Origin of the sequence: Halomonas sp. 328, assembly GCF_015645095.1 — a bacterium.
Classification (GTDB): domain Bacteria; phylum Pseudomonadota; class Gammaproteobacteria; order Pseudomonadales; family Halomonadaceae; genus Bisbaumannia.
The window spans coordinates 61,765-80,244 of record NZ_JADOTW010000022.1 but is presented as its reverse complement, the minus strand read 5'-3'; the positions used below and the strand labels follow the sequence as shown (position 1 = coordinate 80,244).

Annotated in this window: 16 protein-coding genes; 13 read left to right on the top strand and 3 right to left on the bottom strand. The window is 67.7% G+C overall.

The window, feature by feature from the left end; translation table 11 throughout:
* Nucleotides 1–405 precede the first annotated feature (405 nt).
* Nucleotides 406–1,041 (bottom strand): GTP cyclohydrolase II, encoded by a 636-nt coding sequence (gene ribA / locus IHD13_RS12535; protein WP_195861389.1) that lies wholly within the window; start codon nt 1,039–1,041, stop codon nt 406–408.
* 214 nt (nt 1,042–1,255) lie between these two features.
* On the opposite strand from ribA, the gene hemE reads away from it, so the two are divergent.
* From hemE to IHD13_RS12500, 7 genes are all read left to right on the top strand, one after another.
* A complete protein-coding gene (hemE, locus tag IHD13_RS12530) occupies nt 1,256–2,332 on the top strand; it encodes a uroporphyrinogen decarboxylase (protein ID WP_195861388.1) in 1,077 nt (358 codons plus the stop codon).
* Nucleotides 2,325–2,690, top strand: a complete 366-nt coding sequence (locus IHD13_RS12525; protein WP_195861387.1) for a VanZ family protein — start codon at nt 2,325–2,327, stop codon at nt 2,688–2,690. Before hemE ends, IHD13_RS12525 begins: the two co-directional genes overlap by 8 nt.
* 164 nt (nt 2,691–2,854) lie before the next feature.
* Nucleotides 2,855–3,865 (top strand): amino acid ABC transporter substrate-binding protein, encoded by a 1,011-nt coding sequence (locus IHD13_RS12520; RefSeq protein WP_195861386.1) that lies wholly within the window; start codon nt 2,855–2,857, stop codon nt 3,863–3,865.
* A 131-nt stretch (nt 3,866–3,996) separates the two neighbouring features.
* A complete protein-coding gene (locus tag IHD13_RS12515) occupies nt 3,997–5,028 on the top strand; it encodes an amino acid ABC transporter substrate-binding protein (RefSeq protein WP_195861385.1) in 1,032 nt (343 codons plus the stop codon).
* 111 nt (nt 5,029–5,139) lie between these two features.
* Entirely contained in the window at nt 5,140–6,330 is a 1,191-nt protein-coding gene (locus IHD13_RS12510) for an amino acid ABC transporter permease (RefSeq protein ID WP_195861384.1), read from the top strand.
* 10 nt (nt 6,331–6,340) lie between these two features.
* Nucleotides 6,341–7,441 (top strand): amino acid ABC transporter permease, encoded by a 1,101-nt coding sequence (locus tag IHD13_RS12505; protein ID WP_195861383.1) that lies wholly within the window; start codon nt 6,341–6,343, stop codon nt 7,439–7,441.
* A 71-nt stretch (nt 7,442–7,512) separates the two neighbouring features.
* Nucleotides 7,513–8,241 (top strand): amino acid ABC transporter ATP-binding protein, encoded by a 729-nt coding sequence (locus IHD13_RS12500; protein ID WP_195861395.1) that lies wholly within the window; start codon nt 7,513–7,515, stop codon nt 8,239–8,241.
* 27 nt (nt 8,242–8,268) lie between these two features.
* Here IHD13_RS12500 and IHD13_RS18470 read toward each other — a convergent pair whose 3' ends face one another.
* A complete protein-coding gene (locus IHD13_RS18470; RefSeq protein WP_195861382.1) occupies nt 8,269–8,742 on the bottom strand; it encodes a hypothetical protein in 474 nt (157 codons plus the stop codon).
* A 182-nt stretch (nt 8,743–8,924) separates the two neighbouring features.
* Here IHD13_RS18470 and IHD13_RS12490 point away from each other — a divergent pair, with 182 nt between their 5' ends.
* The 4 genes from IHD13_RS12490 (at nt 8,925) to IHD13_RS12475 (ending at nt 15,439) form a co-directional block, all read left to right on the top strand.
* Nucleotides 8,925–9,353 carry a host attachment protein gene (locus IHD13_RS12490; RefSeq protein WP_195861381.1) on the top strand — a complete coding sequence of 143 codons (429 nt, stop codon included), beginning with the start codon at nt 8,925–8,927 and terminating at the stop codon, nt 9,351–9,353.
* Between the two features lie 92 nt (nt 9,354–9,445).
* The gene (locus IHD13_RS12485) at nt 9,446–11,326 is read left to right on the top strand and encodes a methyl-accepting chemotaxis protein (RefSeq protein WP_195861380.1); all 1,881 of its coding nucleotides are present in this window, start codon (nt 9,446–9,448) and stop codon (nt 11,324–11,326) included.
* A 125-nt stretch (nt 11,327–11,451) separates the two neighbouring features.
* Entirely contained in the window at nt 11,452–13,326 is a 1,875-nt protein-coding gene (locus IHD13_RS12480) for a methyl-accepting chemotaxis protein (protein ID WP_195861379.1), read from the top strand.
* Nucleotides 13,316–15,439, top strand: coding sequence for a methyl-accepting chemotaxis protein (locus IHD13_RS12475; RefSeq protein ID WP_195861378.1), 2,124 nt, complete (start codon nt 13,316–13,318; stop codon nt 15,437–15,439). Before IHD13_RS12480 ends, IHD13_RS12475 begins: the two co-directional genes overlap by 11 nt.
* 76 nt (nt 15,440–15,515) lie before the next feature.
* Here IHD13_RS12475 and IHD13_RS12470 read toward each other — a convergent pair whose 3' ends face one another.
* Entirely contained in the window at nt 15,516–16,442 is a 927-nt protein-coding gene (locus IHD13_RS12470) for a LysR family transcriptional regulator (RefSeq protein WP_195861377.1), read from the bottom strand.
* Between the two features lie 151 nt (nt 16,443–16,593).
* On the opposite strand from IHD13_RS12470, the gene IHD13_RS12465 reads away from it, so the two are divergent.
* Entirely contained in the window at nt 16,594–17,370 is a 777-nt protein-coding gene (locus IHD13_RS12465) for a ferredoxin--NADP reductase (protein ID WP_195861376.1), read from the top strand.
* A gap of 150 nt (nt 17,371–17,520) precedes the next feature.
* Nucleotides 17,521–18,312, top strand: a complete 792-nt coding sequence (locus IHD13_RS12460) for a GntR family transcriptional regulator (RefSeq protein WP_195861375.1) — start codon at nt 17,521–17,523, stop codon at nt 18,310–18,312.
* The last annotated feature ends 168 nt before the right edge of the window (nt 18,313–18,480 follow it).

Here is an 18,480-nt window from a genome sequence, read left to right as displayed (position 1 = left end):
GCAGGGAGGGTACCGGCGCTGGCCCTCTTGCTTCTACCGCGTGGTCCAAAGTGCTGCGGTTATTCTATGAATCCAGGTCTGATCGGCTACTCGAAATGTAGCAAATGTCCTACAAAATAGTCCTTATCAATCCGTCCGGTGACTTTCTGTATCTTCACGCCGAGATAAGGGGCATTTGATCAGAGGTAGGGGTTTGTCGCTATCGGGCAATAATTTGCCTAATAAAAATTAATATTTCTGACGTGGAGTGGGTTTGTTCGGTTTTGTTATTTTTGATATCTAATGTTCATGCCTGGGGCCTGGGGCCTGGGGCCTGGGCCATGCGGCGGGCGATTCGGGCATCGTCCGCCGCATGGGCCACGGGGAGGGGCGCGAAGGCGAGGTCGTGCCTTCGGCGAAGGGGGCTTACGACTTGCGTTCGATATCCACGTCGCTGGCCTGGGTGAAGTCGCCCAGGGCCATCATATGGCCGAGCTTGCCGGCCTTGGTGGAGAGGTAGTGCTCGTTATGGGGGTTGAGGCCGGTGGTCAGGGGCACCCGCTCGGCGACCGTGACGCCGGCCCGGGTCAGGGCATCCACCTTGCGCGGGTTGTTGGTCATCAAACGCAGGCCGGCGATGCCCAGGTGCTCGAGCATGGGCACGCAGAGGTCGTAGCGGCGCATATCGGCGCCGAAGCCGAGGCGTTCGTTGGCCTCCACGGTATCGGCGCCCTGGTCCTGAAGGTGGTAGGCACGGATCTTGTTGAGCAGGCCGATGCCACGACCCTCCTGGCGCAGGTAGAGCAGTACGCCGCGGCCCTCGGTGGCGATGCGCTTGAGGGCCTCCTGGAGCTGGTAGCCGCAGTCGCAGCGCATGGAGAAGAGGGCGTCGCCGGTCAGGCACTCGGAGTGCACGCGGCCCAGCACGGGCTCGCCGTCGCCGACCTCGCCCAGGGTCAGGGCGATATGGTCCTTGCCGGTGGCCTCGTCCTCGAAACCATGCATGGTGAAGGTCGCCCAGGGGGTGGGCAGCCGGGAGGCGGCGATGAATCGAATCGTCACGGGTTACCTCGTCGTACGGGCGGCGCTCGGGCGCCTGGCCAATCGCGCCATTCTAGCAGGATCGACGCCCCGGCTCACGGCCTCGGCGCCAGAGGAGCCGAGAAAGACGCTTCGCGTCGGTCTGGCCCTCTGATCGGCGTCGATACCCGAACCGGCGCGACACCGGGGTGGCTTCGGGTACAATGCGGGCAAATCTTGTCGAGAGTGAGCCCCCATGGAACTCAAGAACGATCGCTTCCTGCGCGCCCTGGCCCGTCAGCCGGTAGATCGCACCCCGGTATGGATGATGCGCCAGGCCGGCCGCTACCTGCCGGAGTATCGTGCCTCCCGGGCCGACGCCGGTAGCTTCATGGACCTGTGCCGCAACCACGACCTGGCCTGCGAGGTGACCCTGCAGCCCCTGGAGCGCTATCCTCTGGATGCCGCCATCCTCTTCTCGGATATCCTGACCATCCCCGACGCCATGGGCCTGGGGCTCTACTTCGAGACCGGCGAGGGGCCGAAATTCCGCAAGCCGGTGCGCACCCCCGAGGCCGTGGCGGCGCTGAGCGTGCCGGATGCCGAGCGCGACCTGGGCTATGTGATGAAGGCGGTCTCCACCATCCGCTCGGCGCTCAATGGCCGGGTGCCGCTGATCGGCTTCTCCGGCAGCCCCTGGACGCTGGCCACCTATATGGTCGAGGGCGCCTCCAGCAAGGACTTCCGGCATGTGAAGACCATGCTCTATGACACGCCGGACACCATGCACCGGCTGCTGGATACCCTGGCCCTGGCGGTCACCGACTACCTCAATGCGCAGATTCGCGCCGGCGCCCAGGCGGTGCAGATCTTCGATACTTGGGGCGGGGTGCTCTCCACCCCCGCCTACCTGGAGTTCTCGCTGCGTTACATGGAGCAGATCGTCGCCGGCCTCGAGCCCGGTCAGGACGGTCGCCGGGTGCCGGTGATCCTGTTCACCAAGAATGGTGGCCAGTGGCTGGAACATATCGCCGGTACCGGCTGCGACGCCCTGGGGCTGGACTGGACCACCGAGCTGGCCGATGCCCGGGCCCGGGTGGGTCACAAGGTGGCGCTGCAGGGCAACCTGGACCCCAATGTGCTGTTCGCCAAGCCCTCGGCGATTCGTGCCGAGGTGGCACGGATCCTCGACAGCTACGGCAGTGGCCCCGGCCATGTCTTCAATCTGGGCCACGGCATCAGTCAGTTCACCAACCCGGATCACGTCACGGCCTTCATGGACGCCCTGCACGAGCTGAGTCCCGCCTACCATGCCCGGATCGAACATGGCTGAGTGGCTGTGCCGCTGGCATCGCCGTCGCCGCCTCTGGGCGGTGGCGGCCCTGGCCACGGCCCTGCTGATCGCCCTCGGTAGCCTGACCCCGGGCAGCGAGATGCCCCAGGCCCTGCCCTGGGACAAGTTCAACCATTTCGTCGGCTATGCCGGCCTGGCGGGGCTCCTGGGCCTGGCCGGGTGGCGGTTGCCGATCGCTTTCCTGGGGGCCGTGCTCTACGGCATCGCCATCGAGGTGGCCCAGATTCCGGTGCCGGGCCGCAGCGGCGGCGACTGGTGGGATATCCTGGCCAATACCTTAGGCGCCAGCAGCGCCGTGCTGCTGCTGGCCGCGCTCCGCCGCCGTTTTCTGGGCTAGGCCCTCCTGGCCGCTCTCCACCGATAAACCGGCTGGGGCTCTCTCCCTCCTAACGTTGACCCCCCTGCCTCGCGTTTTTCCTTGCTTCGTCCAAGCTAGGAGGCTATCGGCCCCGGGGCCGATGCCCGACAACCCTTGGAGCAAGGATGACGATGATGCGAAGCATGGCAGTGCGATGGGGCGGGCCCCTGGTGGCCGGCCTGCTGGTGGCGGGGGCGGCGCAGGCGGCCACCCTGGATGAGGTGCGCGGGCGCGATGCCCTGCGTTGCGGCGTCAATGCCGCTCAGCCCGGCTTCTCGGCGCTGGATGACCAGGACGAGTACCAGGGGCTGGATACCGAGGTGTGCCGGGCGGTGGCCGCCGCCGTGCTGGGCGATGCCGACAAGGTGCAGTTTATCCCCCTGGACTCGGTGGAGCGCTTCGTGGCCATTCAGTCCGGGGAGGTGGACGTGCTGTCGCGCACCACGACCTGGACCTCCGGCCGCGATACCACCCTGGGCCTCAACTTCACCGGCGTCAGCTACTACGACGGCCAGGCCTTTATGGTGGCCAGCGACCTGGGCGTACAGAGTGCCCTGGCGCTGGATGGTGCCGCGGTCTGTACCCAGTCCGGGACCACCAGCGAGCTCAACCTGGCCGACTACTTCCGGGTCAACGGCATGAGCTACGATGCCGTGGTCTTCGACTCCCCCGAGCAGTCCATCGCCGGCTTCGAGGCCGGGCGCTGCGACGTACTCAGCTCCGATGCCTCCCAGCTCTATGCCCAGCGTATGCAACTGGCCGACCCGGACAGCGCCGTGGTGCTGCCGGAGGTGATCTCCAAGGAGCCGCTGGGGCCGGCGGTGCGCCAGGGCGACGATCAATGGTTCAACATCGTCAAGTGGTCGCTGTTCGCCATGCTCAATGCGGAGGAGCTGGGCATCGATCGCGACAACGTGGAGGCGATGCGCGACTCCGAGGACCCCGACGTGGCTCGCCTACTGGGCCGTGACGGCAACTATGGCGAGGGCATGGGGCTCGACGCCGATTGGGCCTACCGGATCATCGCTCAGGTGGGCAGCTACGGCGAAGTGTTCGAGCGCAACCTGGGGCAGGCGTCCGAGTTCAAGATCGCCCGGGGGCTCAATGCCCTGTGGCGGGACGGCGGCCTGCACTATGCGCCGCCGGTGCGCTAAGGCGGTGCGTCCGTAGTGGGCCTGGGCCGTAGCGTTGAAAGCCGCGGCTCATGCCCCGGGATGAACCTTGCTAAGGTCAGGCCAGGTGCCAGGCACCATCGATTGTCGATATCCAATCACGAGGAACTCCCATGCGCAGCGACAACAAGAACAAGCTGGTCCTTCTCACCTCCGCCGCCGCCCTGACCCTGGGCGCCGCCTCCCTGGCCTCGGCCCAGACCCTGGAGGCGACCCGGGATCGCGGCGCCGTCCAGTGCGGCGTCAGTGATGGCCTGCCGGGCTTCTCGGCTCCCGACGATACCGGCGAGTGGCGGGGCATCGACGTCGATGTCTGCCGTGCCGTGGCGGCGGCGGTGTTCGGCGATGCCGAGGCGGTGCGCTATATCTCCCTCAATGCGGTGGAGCGCTTCACCGCCCTGCAGTCCGGGGAGGTGGACGTGCTGTCACGCAACACCACCTGGACCACCACTCGCGACACCACCCTGGGCCTCAACTTCACCGGGGTGACCTTCTATGACGGCATCGGCTTCATGGTCAATCGCGACCTGGGGCTCTCCAGTGCCGAGGAGCTGGACGGGGCGGCCATCTGCGTGCAGTCGGGCACCACCACCGAGCTCAACGTGGCGGACTACTTCCGCGCCAACGACATGGCCTTCGATCCCATCGTCTTCGATACCTCCGAGCAGACCGTGGGCGGCTACGAGGCCGGGCGCTGCGATGTCCTGACTTCCGACACCTCCCAGCTGGCGGCGCTGCGCATCCAGCTCTCTGACCCGGACCAGTCGGTGATCCTGCCGGAGATCATCTCCAAGGAGCCGCTGGGGCCGGTGGTGCGCCAGGGCGACGATCAGTGGTTCAACATCGTCAAGTGGTCGCTGTTCGCCATGCTCAATGCCGAGGAGATGGGTATCACCAGCGACAACGTCGAGGCGATGCTCGAGTCCGAGGATCCCGACGTGGCCCGCCTGCTCGGCCAGGACGGCAACTATGGCGAGGGCATGGGGCTGTCCGCCGACTGGGCCTACCAGATCATCAAGCAGGTGGGTAACTACGGCGAGAGCTTCGAGCGCAACGTGGGCATGGACTCGCCGCTGGAGATCGAGCGCGGCATCAATGCGCTGTGGACCGAGGGCGGCATCCAGTACGCGCCGCCGATCCGCTGAGCACTGCGGCGGCCGTGGCCGGCCGCCGCCCCTGCTCGACCGGGGCGCCCCGTTACCCCGAGGGCGGCCCGGTATCCGGCTTGATGGATCCAGGCGGAGAGACCCTTGCCCATGGCTCAACGACCCCAGGCCCGCCCGGCGGGCCCTAAACCGCCTTTCTGGCGGGATCGCGCCAAGCGCGCCCTGATTTTCCAGCTGTTGCTGATCGCCGCCGTCGCCGGCTTCCTGGTCTATATCATCGGCAATACCCAGGACAACCTGGCGGCGCGAGGCATCACCACCGGCTTCGGTTTCCTCAATAACACCGCGGGCTTCGGCATCGTCCAGAGCCTGATCGATTACTCCTCCCAGAGCACCTATGGCCGTACCTTCGTGGTGGGCCTGCTCAATACCCTGCTGGTCTCGGCGCTGGGGGTGCTGGCGGCGACCCTGATCGGCTTCGTCGTCGGCATCGCCCGGCTCTCGCCCAACTGGCTGATCGCCCGGCTGGCCAGCGGCTATATCGAGGTGTTCCGCAACATCCCCCTGCTGCTGCAGATCTTCTTCTGGTACTTCGCGGTGTTGCGGGCCCTGCCGTCGGCCCGGGACAGCCTCTCCTTCGGCGAGGTGATCTTCCTCAACGTGCGTGGCCTCTATCTGCCGGAGCCGCAGTTCCTGTCCGGCTTCGGGTTGATCCCCCTGGCCACCCTGGTGGCGGTGGTGGCGAGCATCGCCCTGGTGATCTGGAACCGGCGTCGCCATGAGGCCACCGGCAAGCGCCTGCCCGCCTACTGGATTTCGGCGGGGCTGATCGTCGGGCTGCCGCTCCTGGTGTTGGTGGTGACCGGGGTGCCGGTGACCTGGGAGGTGCCGGAGCTGCGCGGCTTCAACTTCCGTGGCGGCATCACGGTGATCCCGGAGTTCCTGGCGCTGTGGCTGGCGCTGTCGATCTATACCGCCTCCTTTATCGCCGAGATCGTGCGCTCGGGGATCCAGGCGGTCTCCCATGGCCAGACCGAGGCGGCCCAGGCGCTGAGCCTGCCCCAGGGGCTGGTGCTGCGCCTGGTGGTGATCCCCCAGGCGCTGCGGGTGATCATCCCGCCGCTGACCAGCCAGTACCTCAACCTGATCAAGAACTCGTCGCTGGCCACCGCCATCGGCTACCCGGACCTGGTCTCGGTGTTCGCCGGTACCACCCTCAACCAGACCGGCCAGGCCATCGAGGTGATCGCCATGACCATGGCGGTCTATCTGACGATCAGCCTCCTGGTGTCGCTGTTCATGAACTGGTACAACGCCCGCGTGGCGCTGGTGGAACGCTAGGAGAGGCGCCATGACGATTCGACACGAGATGATTCCCGAGCGCCCGGCGCCGATCCGCACCGTGGGCCCCATCGCCTGGCTCAGGGCCAATCTGTTCAGCGGGCCGGTGAATACCCTCTTCACCCTGGTCGGCCTCTACCTGCTCTATGTGCTGCTGGCGCCGACGATCCAGTGGGCCTTTATCAACGCCGACTGGGTGGGCACCAGCCGCGACGACTGCTCCCGGGAGGGGGCCTGTTGGGTGTTCGTCAATGCCCGCCTCGGCCAGTTCATCTATGGCCTCTATCCGGGCAGCGAGATCTGGCGGGTCAATACGGTGTTCGCCAGCTTCGCGGCGCTGATCGCCTGGCTGGCGATCCCGCGACTGCCCGCCAAGCGCTGGGTGGCCATCGCCACCCTGCTGGCCTTCCCGGTGTTCGCCTACGTGATGCTCTACGGCGGCTACTTCGGCCTGCGGGTGGTGGAGACCCACCGCTGGGGCGGGCTGATGCTGACCCTGATCCTCGCCGTGGTGGGCATGGTGGCGGCCCTGCCCATCGGCATCCTGCTGGCGCTGGGGCGGCGCTCCCAGATGCCCATCGTCAAGAGCTTCTGCGTGGTCTTCATCGAGTTCTGGCGAGGGGTGCCGCTGATCACCATCCTGTTCATGGCCTCGGTGATGCTGCCGCTGTTCATGCCCACCGGGGTCAGCGTCGATCGCCTGCTGCGGGCGCTCATCGGCATCACCCTCTTCCAGAGCGCCTACATGGCCGAGGTGATACGCGGCGGCCTGCAGGCGATTCCCCGGGGTCAGGAGGAGGCCGCTGCGGCACTCGGCATGAACTACTGGATGCGCATGGGCCTGATCGTGCTGCCCCAGGCGCTGAAGATGATGATCCCCGGCATCGTCAACACCTTTATCTCGCTGTTCAAGGACACCACCCTGGTGATGATCATCGGCCTCTTCGACCTGCTGGGGATCGTCCAGGCGGCGCTGTCGGACTCCCGCTGGCTGGGCTTCGCCCTGGAGGGCTATGTGTTCGCGGCGTTCATGTTCTGGGTCTTCTGTTTCAGCATGTCCCGCTATAGCCAGTACCTGGAACGCAAGCTGCATACCGGCCACAAGCGGTAGCCAGGCGCCCACCGACTCGAGGAGCGACAACAATGAGTGAACAGGCAACGCAAACCGGCGCCGCGACCCCCATGGTGGAGATGCGCGGTGTCAACAAGTGGTACGGCGACTTCCATGTGCTGCGGGATATCGATCTCACCGTGAGCCGTGGCGAGCGCATCGTCATCTGTGGACCGTCCGGTTCCGGCAAGTCGACGCTGATCCGCTGCATCAACCACCTGGAGGAGCACCAGCAGGGCGAGATCGTGGTCGGCGGCGTGCCGCTGACCCAGGACGTCAAGCGCATCGAGCAGATCCGCCGCAGCGTGGGCATGGTCTTCCAGCATTTCAACCTCTTTCCCCACCTGACGGTGCTGGAGAACTGCTGTTTGTCGCCCATGTGGGTGCAGAAGAAGCCGCGTCGGGAGGCGGAGGCCCAGGCCATGCAGTACCTGGAGCGGGTGCAGATCGCCGAGCAGGCCAGGAAATACCCGGGGCAGCTCTCCGGCGGCCAGCAGCAGCGGGTGGCCATCGCCCGCTCGCTGTGCATGCACCCGGAGGTGATGCTCTTCGACGAGCCGACCTCGGCGCTGGACCCGGAGATGATCAAGGAGGTACTGGATGTCATGGTCGAGCTGGCCCGGGAGGGCATGACCATGCTCTGCGTGACCCACGAGATGGGCTTCGCCAAGACCGTGGCCGACCGGGTGATCTTCATGGACCAGGGGCAGATCATCGAGGAGAACGCCCCGGAGCCCTTCTTCAACGATCCCCAGTCGGAGCGAACCCGGCTGTTCCTTAGCCAGATCCTCGGCCACTAGGCCTTACGAAATCGGTCTGCGCTCGCCTCAGGAGAGGCGCGGTTCGCCCCTGTCGTCGGCCGTGTCGATGCCGGCCCGGAAGTTCAGGGTCGGTTCGCTGGCCTCCTGGCGCACCCGGGCCTCGCCGAGGACCTCGTCCTCCAGTGCGACCCGGCGGGCCTCGCTGGTCCAGGCGCTGTCCGGGTCGTGTACGGCGGGGCGGCGCGCATAGGAGCGGGTCATCACCGCCTGGGGGGCGAAGCCACCCTGCCGGGCCGCCAGGTGGTAGGGCAGCAGCCACAGCTCCAGCAGCAGGCGCGCCGCCACCATGGCCAGCAGCAGCAGGCCACCGCCCAGGGCCAGGGCGGGCCAGACCGCCCACCAGGTGGTGTCGGTCAGCCAGGGGGTCCGTGGCAGCAGGCGACTCAGGCCATAGGCGAGCAGGCCCAGTTGCAGCAGCAGGTGACAGAACAGCAGGGTGGAGCGGGGCAGGGGGTGACGTGGAAAGAGGAATCGACGCATGGCTAGCCTTCCTGGAGTTGGCGGTGCGGAGACGGTCGGCATCCTGCCGATGGCGGCATGCTACCCCAGTTCCCGGGCCTGCGCAGCTACCGCGATGCGGGAAGTTGACGCCTTCCCCAGCCCTTGCCACGCTCCATAGGAGGCCTCCGGCCTCGTTCCCTGAGTCTTGCCAAGGAGTTCCCATGACGACCTATATCGTGGTGGCCGATGCGGCCCGGGCCCGCGTCTTTACCCGTGAGGGACTGAAGCTGGAAGAGAAGGAGAGCCTGGTACATGCCGAGGGGCGATTGCATGAGGGGGACCTGGTCACGGATGGCGGCGGCGAGGTGCATGAGTCCATGGCGCGCACCTCACGCACCTCCGGGGGCGAGAACGTCGCCTCTCATCACCATGCGGAGATCTTCGCCAAGCAGGTGGCGGAGTGCATCTATCGTGCCCGGGTCGGCAACCATCTGCGCAAGTTGATCCTGGTAGCGCCACCGCGCTTCCTGGGTATCCTGCGTGACAAGCTGGACGACGCGACGCACAAGCTGCTGATCCACTCCCTGCCCAAGGACCTTTCCAAGGCGTCTCTGGCGGATATCCAGGAGGCGGTCAGCGATATGCGTTAAAGCTTGTTCGACAAAGGTCGATAACCTGCTCGTGCTCGCCGGTACATGGCCCCCGTGTGCCGGCGATAATACTTTTGACGAGCGAGACCCGCATGCCGACCTCCCTGCGAACCCGTATCCTGATCGCCGCCGTGGTGGTGATCACCCTGGCCCTGGCGATCAATGGCGTGGCCAGTTACCTCACCCTCCAGTCCCATAACGACCGCCAGATCGCCCGGCAGCTCGATGCTACCGCCGAGGGGCATGCCCAGGCCGTGGGCGAGTGGGTCGAGGCGCGTCAGGCCATGGTCGCCGCCGCCGAGGGCGCCGTCTCCGGCGACAATCCCCTACCGGCGCTCCTGCAGCTGGAGGCGTCAGGAGGCTTCATGGCGACCTATGTGGCCGATGCACGCAGCGGTGAGCTGATCTCATCCGATGGCTGGGAGCCCCCCGCCGACTACGATCCCCGCCGTCGTGCCTGGTATCAGCAGGCCGAGGCCGCCGGCGACACCATCGTGACCCTTCCCTATATCGACAGTGGAACGGGGCAACTGGTGGTGACCATCGCTCATCCCTTCGGCCAAGGAGGGCGCCTGGAGGCGGTCGTGGGTGGCAATATCACCATCGATACCATCGTCGAGGGAGTGGCCGAGATCCGTCCCTCCCCGGAGAGCTTCGCCTTCCTGGTGGCCGGCGATGGCACCCTGATCGCCCACCCGGACCCCGCCCTGGCGCTGGAGCCCGCCAGCCGCCTTAACCCGACCCTGGAGGCCGCCTTCCTGGGAGAACTGGCCGGCGCCGAGGCGCCGCCGGTGTTGAGTCTGGCCGGTCGGGACCGGCTGCTGGGCAGCCGGGCCATCGCCGGTACCGATTGGCAGCTGGTGGTGGCCCTGGACGAACGCGAGGCCACCGCCGGGCTGCGTGCCATCCTCGGCACCTCGGCCCTGACCCTGGTGCTGGTGGCCCTGGGGGCGGTGCTGGTGTTGGGGGCCCTGCTCAAGGTGGTGTTCCGCCGCCTGCAGCTGGCCCGGGACGCCATGCAGGACGTGGCCAGCGGCGAGGGCGACCTGACCCGGCGCCTGCCGGAGGAAGGGCGGGACGAGGTGGCGCAGATCGCCCAGGCCTTCAATCGCTTCGTGGCCAAGATGGAGGCGGTGATGCTGACCATCCGCGACAGCAGCGAGTCGGTGCGCATCGCCGCCAATGAGATCGCCAGCGGCGGCCAGGACCTGTCGCGGCGCACCGATAGTGCCGCCTCCAGCCTGCAGCAGACCTCTGCCTCCATGGAGGAGATCACCGGCACCGTGGCGCAGACCGCCGACTCCGCCCAGGAGGCCAACCAGCTGGCCCTCTCCGCCTCCCGGGTGGCGGCCCGGGGCGGCGAGGTGGTGGGCGAGGTGGTCACCACCATGGACGCCATCGGCGACTCCTCGCGGCAGATCGCCGAGATCGTCAACGTCATGGATGGCATCGCCTTCCAGACCAATCTGCTGGCACTGAATGCCTCGGTGGAGGCGGCCCGGGCCGGGGAGCAGGGGCGCGGTTTCGCGGTGGTGGCCGGCGAGGTGCGCAACCTGGCCAGCCGCTCGGCCTCCGCGGCCCAGGAGATCAAGGCACTGATCGAGGCCTCGGACGGCCGGGTCAAGGACGGCACCAGCCTGGTGGCCCAGGCCGGCGAGACCATGCAGGAGATCGTCGCCAGCGTGACCCGGGTCACCGATGTGCTGGGCGAGATCAATGCCGCGGCCGGCGAGCAGCGCGACGGCATCGGTCAGGTCAATGTGGCGGTCACCGAGCTGGACAGCATGACCCAGCAGAACGCCGCCCTGGTGGAGGAGTCCACCACCGCCGCCGAACGACTCAAGGAGCAGGCGGATCGCCTGGCCCAGGCCGTCGGCGCCTTTACCCTGTCGCAACCGGCCCCATCGGGGGCACCGAGCCTGGCGGGGAACATTCGGACCCGGAACTACGGAGCGCACGAGTCCTTTTCGTGAAAGCGCGTTAGTCGCAGAAATTAAAGCTCGTCGGGTCGGCAGCCGATACCTAGGTCTAATGCCGGCCCGTGGCACCCGTGGGACGGCGCTGACAACAACTCCCCGACCCGACGAGCGAGACCCGCATGCCGACCTCCCTGCGAACCCGTATCCTGATCGCCGCCGTGGTGGTGATCACCCTGGCGCTGGCGATCAATGGTATCGCCAGTTATTTCACCCTCCAGTCCCATAATGACCGCCAGATCGCCCAGCAGCTCGATGCCACCGCCGAGGGGCATGCCCAGGCCGTCGGCGAGTGGATCCAGGCGCGCCAGGCCATGGCCGCCGCCGCCGAGGGCGCCCTGAGCGAGGCGCCCCTGGGGGCCCTGCAGCAACTGGCCGCCTCCGGTGGGTTCCTGTCCACCTATGTGGCCGACCCCGGTACCGGTGACATGGTGACCTCCGACGGCTGGGTGCCTCCCGCCGACTATGATCCCCGGGTGCGGCCCTGGTATCAGCGGGCCGAGGCGGTCGGCGACACCGTCGTCACCCTCCCCTACGTGGATGCCAACACCGGCCAGCTGGTGGTGACCATCGCTCACCCCTTCTACCAGGGGGGGCGGCTGGAAGCGGTGCTGGGCGGCGATATCGTCATCGATACCATCGTCGAGGGGGTGGCCGGGATCCGTCCCTCCCCGGAGAGCTTCGCCTTCCTGGTGGCCGGCGACGGCACCCTGATCGCCCACCCGGACCCCGCCCTGGCGCTGGAGCCCGCCAGCCGCCTTAACCCGACCCTGGAGGCCGATTTCCTGAATGGGTTGTCCGGCGCGAGCGTGCCGCCGCGGCTGAGCCTGGATGGCCGGGATCGGCTGCTGGGCAGCCGGGCCATCGCCGGTACCGACTGGCAGCTGGTGGTGGCCCTGGACGAACGCGAGGCCACCGCCGGGCTGCGTGCCATCCTCGGCACCTCGGCCCTGACCCTGGTGCTGGTGGCCCTGGGGGCGGTGCTGGTGCTGGGGGCCCTGCTCAAGGTGGTGTTCCGCCGCCTGCAGCTGGCCCGGGACGCCATGCAGGACGTGGCCAGCGGCGAGGGCGACCTGACCCGGCGCCTGCCGGAGGAAGGGCGGGACGAGGTGGCGCAGATCGCCCAGGCCTTCAATCGCTTCGTGGCCAAGATGGAGGCGGTGATGCTGACCATCCGCGACAGCAGCGAGTCGGTGCGCATCGCCGCCAATGAGATCGCCAGCGGCGGCCAGGACCTGTCGCGGCGCACCGATAGTGCCGCCTCCAGCCTGCAGCAGACCTCTGCCTCCATGGAGGAGATCACCGGCACCGTGGCGCAGACCGCCGACTCCGCCCAGGAGGCCAACCAGCTGGCGCTCTCCGCCTCCCGGGTGGCGGCCCGGGGCGGCGAGGTGGTGGGCGAGGTGGTCACCACCATGGACGCCATCGGCGACTCCTCGCGACAGATCGCCGAGATCGTCAACGTCATGGATGGCATCGCCTTCCAGACCAACCTGCTGGCACTGAATGCCTCGGTGGAGGCGGCCCGGGCCGGCGAGCAGGGCCGCGGCTTCGCGGTGGTGGCCGGCGAGGTGCGCAACCTGGCCAGCCGCTCGGCCTCCGCGGCCCAGGAGATCAAGGCACTGATCGAGGCCTCGGACAGCCGCGTCAAGGACGGCACCCGCCTGGTGGCCCAGGCCGGCGAGACCATGCAGGAGATCGTCGCCAGCGTGACGCGGGTCACCGATGTGCTGGGCGAGATCAATGCCGCGGCCGGCGAGCAGCGTGACGGCATCGGTCAGGTCAACGTGGCGGTCACCGAGCTGGACAGCATGACCCAGCAGAACGCCGCCCTGGTGGAGGAGTCCACCACCGCCGCCGAACGACTCAAGGAGCAGGCGGATCGCCTGGCCCAGGCCGTCGGCGCCTTTACCCTTTCCCAGTCTGCCGCCCAGCCGAGCCTGCCCAGGCCTTCGGCGGCCGCGGCGCCTTCCCAGGAGTTGGAGCATGCATTTTAGATCCCTGCGCTGGTTCGTGGTGACCCTGGCCGGCGCCTGCCTGCTGGTGGTGGCCCTGGCCCTGGTGGCCTATGCCCTGGTCGCCTCGTCGCGGACCCAGCAGACGGTGGCGACCCATACCCAGGGGTTGCTGGAGGCGGGCATCGACGAGCGCCTGGCGGTGCTGGCCCAGGCCCAGGCGGTAGAGGTGCGTCGGCGTCTCGAGGAACCGCTACGGGTCGCCGAGATGCTCGCCCAGACCAATGCCCTGATGGGCCGTGAAGATGCCCAGGGGCGCCCCTTGCTGTGGATGGATCGGGACGAGCTCTCCACCCTGATGCGCGAGACCCTGGCGGCCTACCCGGACCTGGTGGATGTCTATATCGGCTGGGAGCCCGATGCCTTCGACGTGGACCGCTACCATGCCGGACGCGAGGCGGAGGGCTATGAACAAGAGACCGGTCGCTTCATGCCCTGGTGGTACCGGGACGCCGATGGCGTCATCGACGTCTTGCCGCTGGGGGATATGGAGAGCGAGGCGATCCTGCCCAGCGGTATCCGCGAGGGGGAGTACTACCTTTGCGTGCGGGAGAACGAGGCGCCCTGCATCATCGACCCGGCCGCCTACGAGTTCGGCGACCAGATGCTGATGGTCACCTCCTTCAATGTGCCGGTGATGGTGGAGGGGGAGTTCCGTGGCGTGGCCGGCGCCGACCTCTCGGTGGGCTTTATCCAGGGCCTGCTGGAGGCGGCCAATGCCGAGCTCTATGACGGCGCCGGCGAGATGGCCCTGGTGGCCGCCGGTGGCGGCATGGTGGCCCACACCGGTGCCGCGGACCGCCTCGGTGAGCCGGCCGCGGCGGTGATGGGGGACGCGGTGGCGGGTCGCCTGGCCGAGGCGCGTGCCTCGGGGCAGATGGTCGGCGTCGAGGCCGAGGGCCTGCTCGAGCGCTACCTGCCGTTTCGCATCGGCGATACCCCGACCCAGTGGACCCTGGCCATCCGCCTGCCGGAATCGGCGGTGCTGGCCGAGCTCAACGCCCTGCAGGGCGTGCTCGCCGAGCAGCGCCGCAACGACGCCCTGGGCATGAGCCTGGTGGGGGCCCTGCTGGCGGTACTGGGGCTGCTGGCCCTGGCCTGGGTCGGCGGGCGTATCGCCCGGCCGCTGCGTGAACTGGCGGGCCGCATGCAGGAGATCGCCTCCGGCGACGGCGACCTGACCCAGCGCCTGCCGGTGAAGGGCCGTGACGAGGGGGCCCAGTTGGCCACCCAGTTCAACGCCTTCGCCGACAAGATCCACGATGTGCTGGTCGAGGTGCGCCGCAGCAGCGACTCGGTGCGCGTCGCCGCCGCGGAGATCGCCAGCGGCGGCCAGGACCTGTCGCGGCGCACCGATAGCGCCGCCTCCAGCCTGCAGCAGACCTCTGCCTCCATGGAGGAGATCACCGGCACCGTGGCGCAGACCGCCGACTCCGCCCAGGAGGCCAACCAGCTGGCGCTCTCCGCCTCCCGGGTGGCGGCCCGGGGCGGCGAGGTGGTGGGCGAGGTGGTCACCACCATGGACGCCATCGGCGACTCCTCGCGACAGATCGCCGAGATCGTCAACGTCATGGATGGCATCGCCTTCCAGACCAACCTGCTGGCACTGAATGCCTCGGTGGAGGCGGCCCGGGCCGGGGAGCAGGGGCGCGGTTTCGCGGTGGTGGCCGGCGAGGTGCGCAACCTGGCCAGCCGCTCGGCCTCCGCGGCCCAGGAGATCAAGGCACTGATCGAGGCCTCGGACGGCCGGGTCAAGGACGGCACCAGCCTGGTGGCCCAGGCCGGCGAGACCATGCAGGAGATCGTCGCCAGCGTGACCCGGGTCACCGATGTGCTGGGCGAGATCAATGCCGCGGCCGGCGAGCAGCGCGACGGCATCGGTCAGGTCAACGTGGCGGTCACCGAGCTGGACAGCATGACCCAGCAGAACGCCGCCCTGGTGGAGGAGTCCACCACCGCCGCCGGTCATCTCCAGGAGCAGGCAGACCGCCTGGCCGAGATCGTCGGCGGCTTTACCCTGCGCATGGAGGCCCCGTCGGCGACGTCGCTGGCGGCCCCCGAGGAGGCGCCACGGCGGCTCCCCGAGCGGGTCTGAAGCGTCGATCGTGGAACACGCCAAGCCCCGGGCCATTCGCCCGGGGCTTGGCGTTTTCGGTGGCGGGGGGCAGGCCTCAGGGGTAATAGGGCAGGGCGATCTGGTCGCTGCGCTCGACGCCCTCGGTCAGTTGACGGCACAGCTTGAGGAACTCGCGCATCCCGGTGGTCAGGTACTTGTGGCGGTGCCAGATAAAGGCGAACTGGCGGCGCAGGTCCAGCTCCGGGGTGGCGATGGGCACCAGGCTGCCGCGGCGGAAGGCATCGCGCAGCGCCAGCCGAGACACGCAGCCGATGCCCAGCCCCGACTCCACGGCACGCTTGATGCCCTCGGTATGCTCCAGTTCCAGCAGGGTATTGAAGCGCCCGCGGCGGTGACGGGCGGCATGCTCCAGGGTCAGGCGGGTGCCGGAGCCCGGCTCGCGCATGATCCAGGCCTCGCGCATCAGCCGCTCCAGGGGCACCGCCTCGGCCCCCGCCAGGGGATGCTCCGGGCCGCAGAACACCACCAGCTCGTCCTCCACCCAGGACTGCATCACCAGGTCCTCGTGCTGACAGTCCCCCTCGATCAGTCCCAGGTCCAGCTCGTGCTGGACGATGCGTTCGATGATGCCCTGGGTATTGCGCACCGAGAGGCGCACCCGGCTGCCCGGATGGCGCTGCATGAAATCGCCGATCAGCAGGGTGGCCAGGTAGTTGCCGATGGTCAGGGTGGCGCCCACGTCCAGGGAGCCGACGCCATGCTGGCCGCGCAGCAGCTCCTCGATCTCCTCGGCGCGGTCGAGCAACGCCACCGCCTTGGGCAGCAACTGGAAGCCCAGGGCATTGAGCTTGAGGCGCTTGCCGATACGGTCCAGCAACTGGCAGTCGAACTGGCGCTCCAGCTCCGCCAGGGCGGTGCTGGCCGCCGACTGGGAGAGGGCCAGGGCGCGGGCCGCCCGGGAGACGCTCTCATGCTGGGCCACGGCCACGAAGACCTCCAGCTGTCGCAGGGTATAGCGCATGCTCGCTTCACTCGGCAGGTTTGTTTATCTACATTATAGATAAGCTTTATCCATACAATCCATTTAACAGATATGGCGTCGGCTCTTAGAATTAGCGCAAAGATCAGCTTAGTCGCCTTATGCGCTAATCGAATATGAGAAGGAGTCGGTCGTGAGCAAGTTTGCCTCGGAAGAAGTCTTGAGCGTCCATCACTGGAACGACACCCTGTTCAGCTTCCGCACTACCCGGGAGCGCAGCCTGCGCTTCAAGAACGGCCAGTTCGTGATGATCGGCCTGGAGGTGGATGGCAAGCCGCTGATGCGCGCCTACTCCATCGCCAGCCCCAATTACGAGGATCACCTGGAGTTCTTCAGCATCAAGGTGCCGGACGGCCCCCTGACCTCGCGGCTCCAGCACCTCAAGGTGGGCGACCATATCATGGTCAGCCGCAAGCCCACCGGCACCCTGGTCACCGACGACCTGCTGCCGGGGCGTAACCTCTACTTCCTCTCTACCGGTACGGGCCTTGCGCCCTTCATGAGCCTGATCCAGGACCCGGAAGTCTACGAGCGCTTCGAGAAGGTCGTGCTGATCCACGGCGTGCGTACCGTCAGCGAGCTGGCCTACGCCGACTTCATCACCAAGGAGCTGCCGGCCCACGAGTACCTGGGTGAGGAGATCAGCGAGAAGCTGGTCTACTACCCCACCGTGACCCGCGAGGAGTTCCACACCATGGGCCGCCTCACCGACCATATCCGCAGCGGCAAGCTGTTCGAGGACACCGGCCTGCCGCCCATCGATCCCAAGCAGGATCGCGCCATGATCTGCGGCAGCCCGGCGATGCTCGACGAGACCAGCGCCCTGCTCGACGACCTGGGCTTCAAGATCTCCCCGCGCATGGGTGAGCCCGGCGACTACGTGATCGAGCGCGCCTTCGTCGAGAAATAATTCCCGGCTGCGCCGGGAGCTTTAAGCCATAAGCTGGAAGCTGGAAGAAAACCCTTGACCCCAGGGTTGGCTGGATAATGCTGCCTTCCAGCTTCCCGCCGGCGCCCAGGCTGGTAGAATGCCGCCACTCACTCTCGTGAAGGCGCTGCCGTGTTGACCCAGCTAGCCGAGCGTGTCGCTCGTCACCTCGAGGCCTCTCCTCGGACCCCCAAGTACCTCTGCCTGCGCGACGCCCTGATCGAGCTGATCAACGAGGGCGAACTGCCCGAGGGCACCCGGCTGCCCACCGAGCAGGCCCTGGCCGAGGCGTTGCCGCTGAGCCTGGGCACGGTACAGAAGGCGCTGCGTGACCTGGTGGAGAGCGGCGAGCTCACGCGCCGCCGGCGCCTGGGCACCTTCGTGGCCGGCGGCGACCACCGCCGCGAGATCACCACCCCGGCCTTCCACTTCCTGCGCCCCGATGGCTCCCCGGTCAAGCTGGTGTTTATTCGCCTGCTCAAGCGCGAGGCTCTGACTCGCCAGGGTGCCTGGGAAGCGGTGCTGGGAAGTTGCCAGAGCGGCTACCTGCACCTGGTACGCCAGGACCGCATCGACGGCACCTTCGACTGCTATACCGAGATCTACCTGCGTGCCGATCAGGCCGGCGAGCTGATGCGTCTGCCCGCCGAGGCCCTGGAGCACGAAAGCGTCCTGCCGCTGCTGCAGCGCCTGGGGGTGGCGCCGACCCTGGCCGATAACCGCATCGGCCAGGGGCGCCTGCCCAAGGCGGTGGCGCGGGCCATCGTGCCGGAGCTGGCCGAGGCCCCGCCCCCCGGGATGCGCCTGGAGACCCGCTATCAGGACGGCGAGCGGCGCACCCTGGCGTGGCAGATTATGTACATTCCCCCCAACGACTACCGGCTGACCCTCACCACTCAACTCCGCCAGCTCGCCGAAGGGTAGAACCCATCTGCCCGGCAGATCATGTCCTGTTACCACCCCGCCCCCAACGACTACCGGCTGACCCTCACCACTCAATTCCGCCAGCTCGCGGAAGGGTAAAGCCCATCTGCCCGGCAGCTCCTGTCCTGTTACCCCCTCCGCCCCCAATGACTACCGCCTGACCCTGAC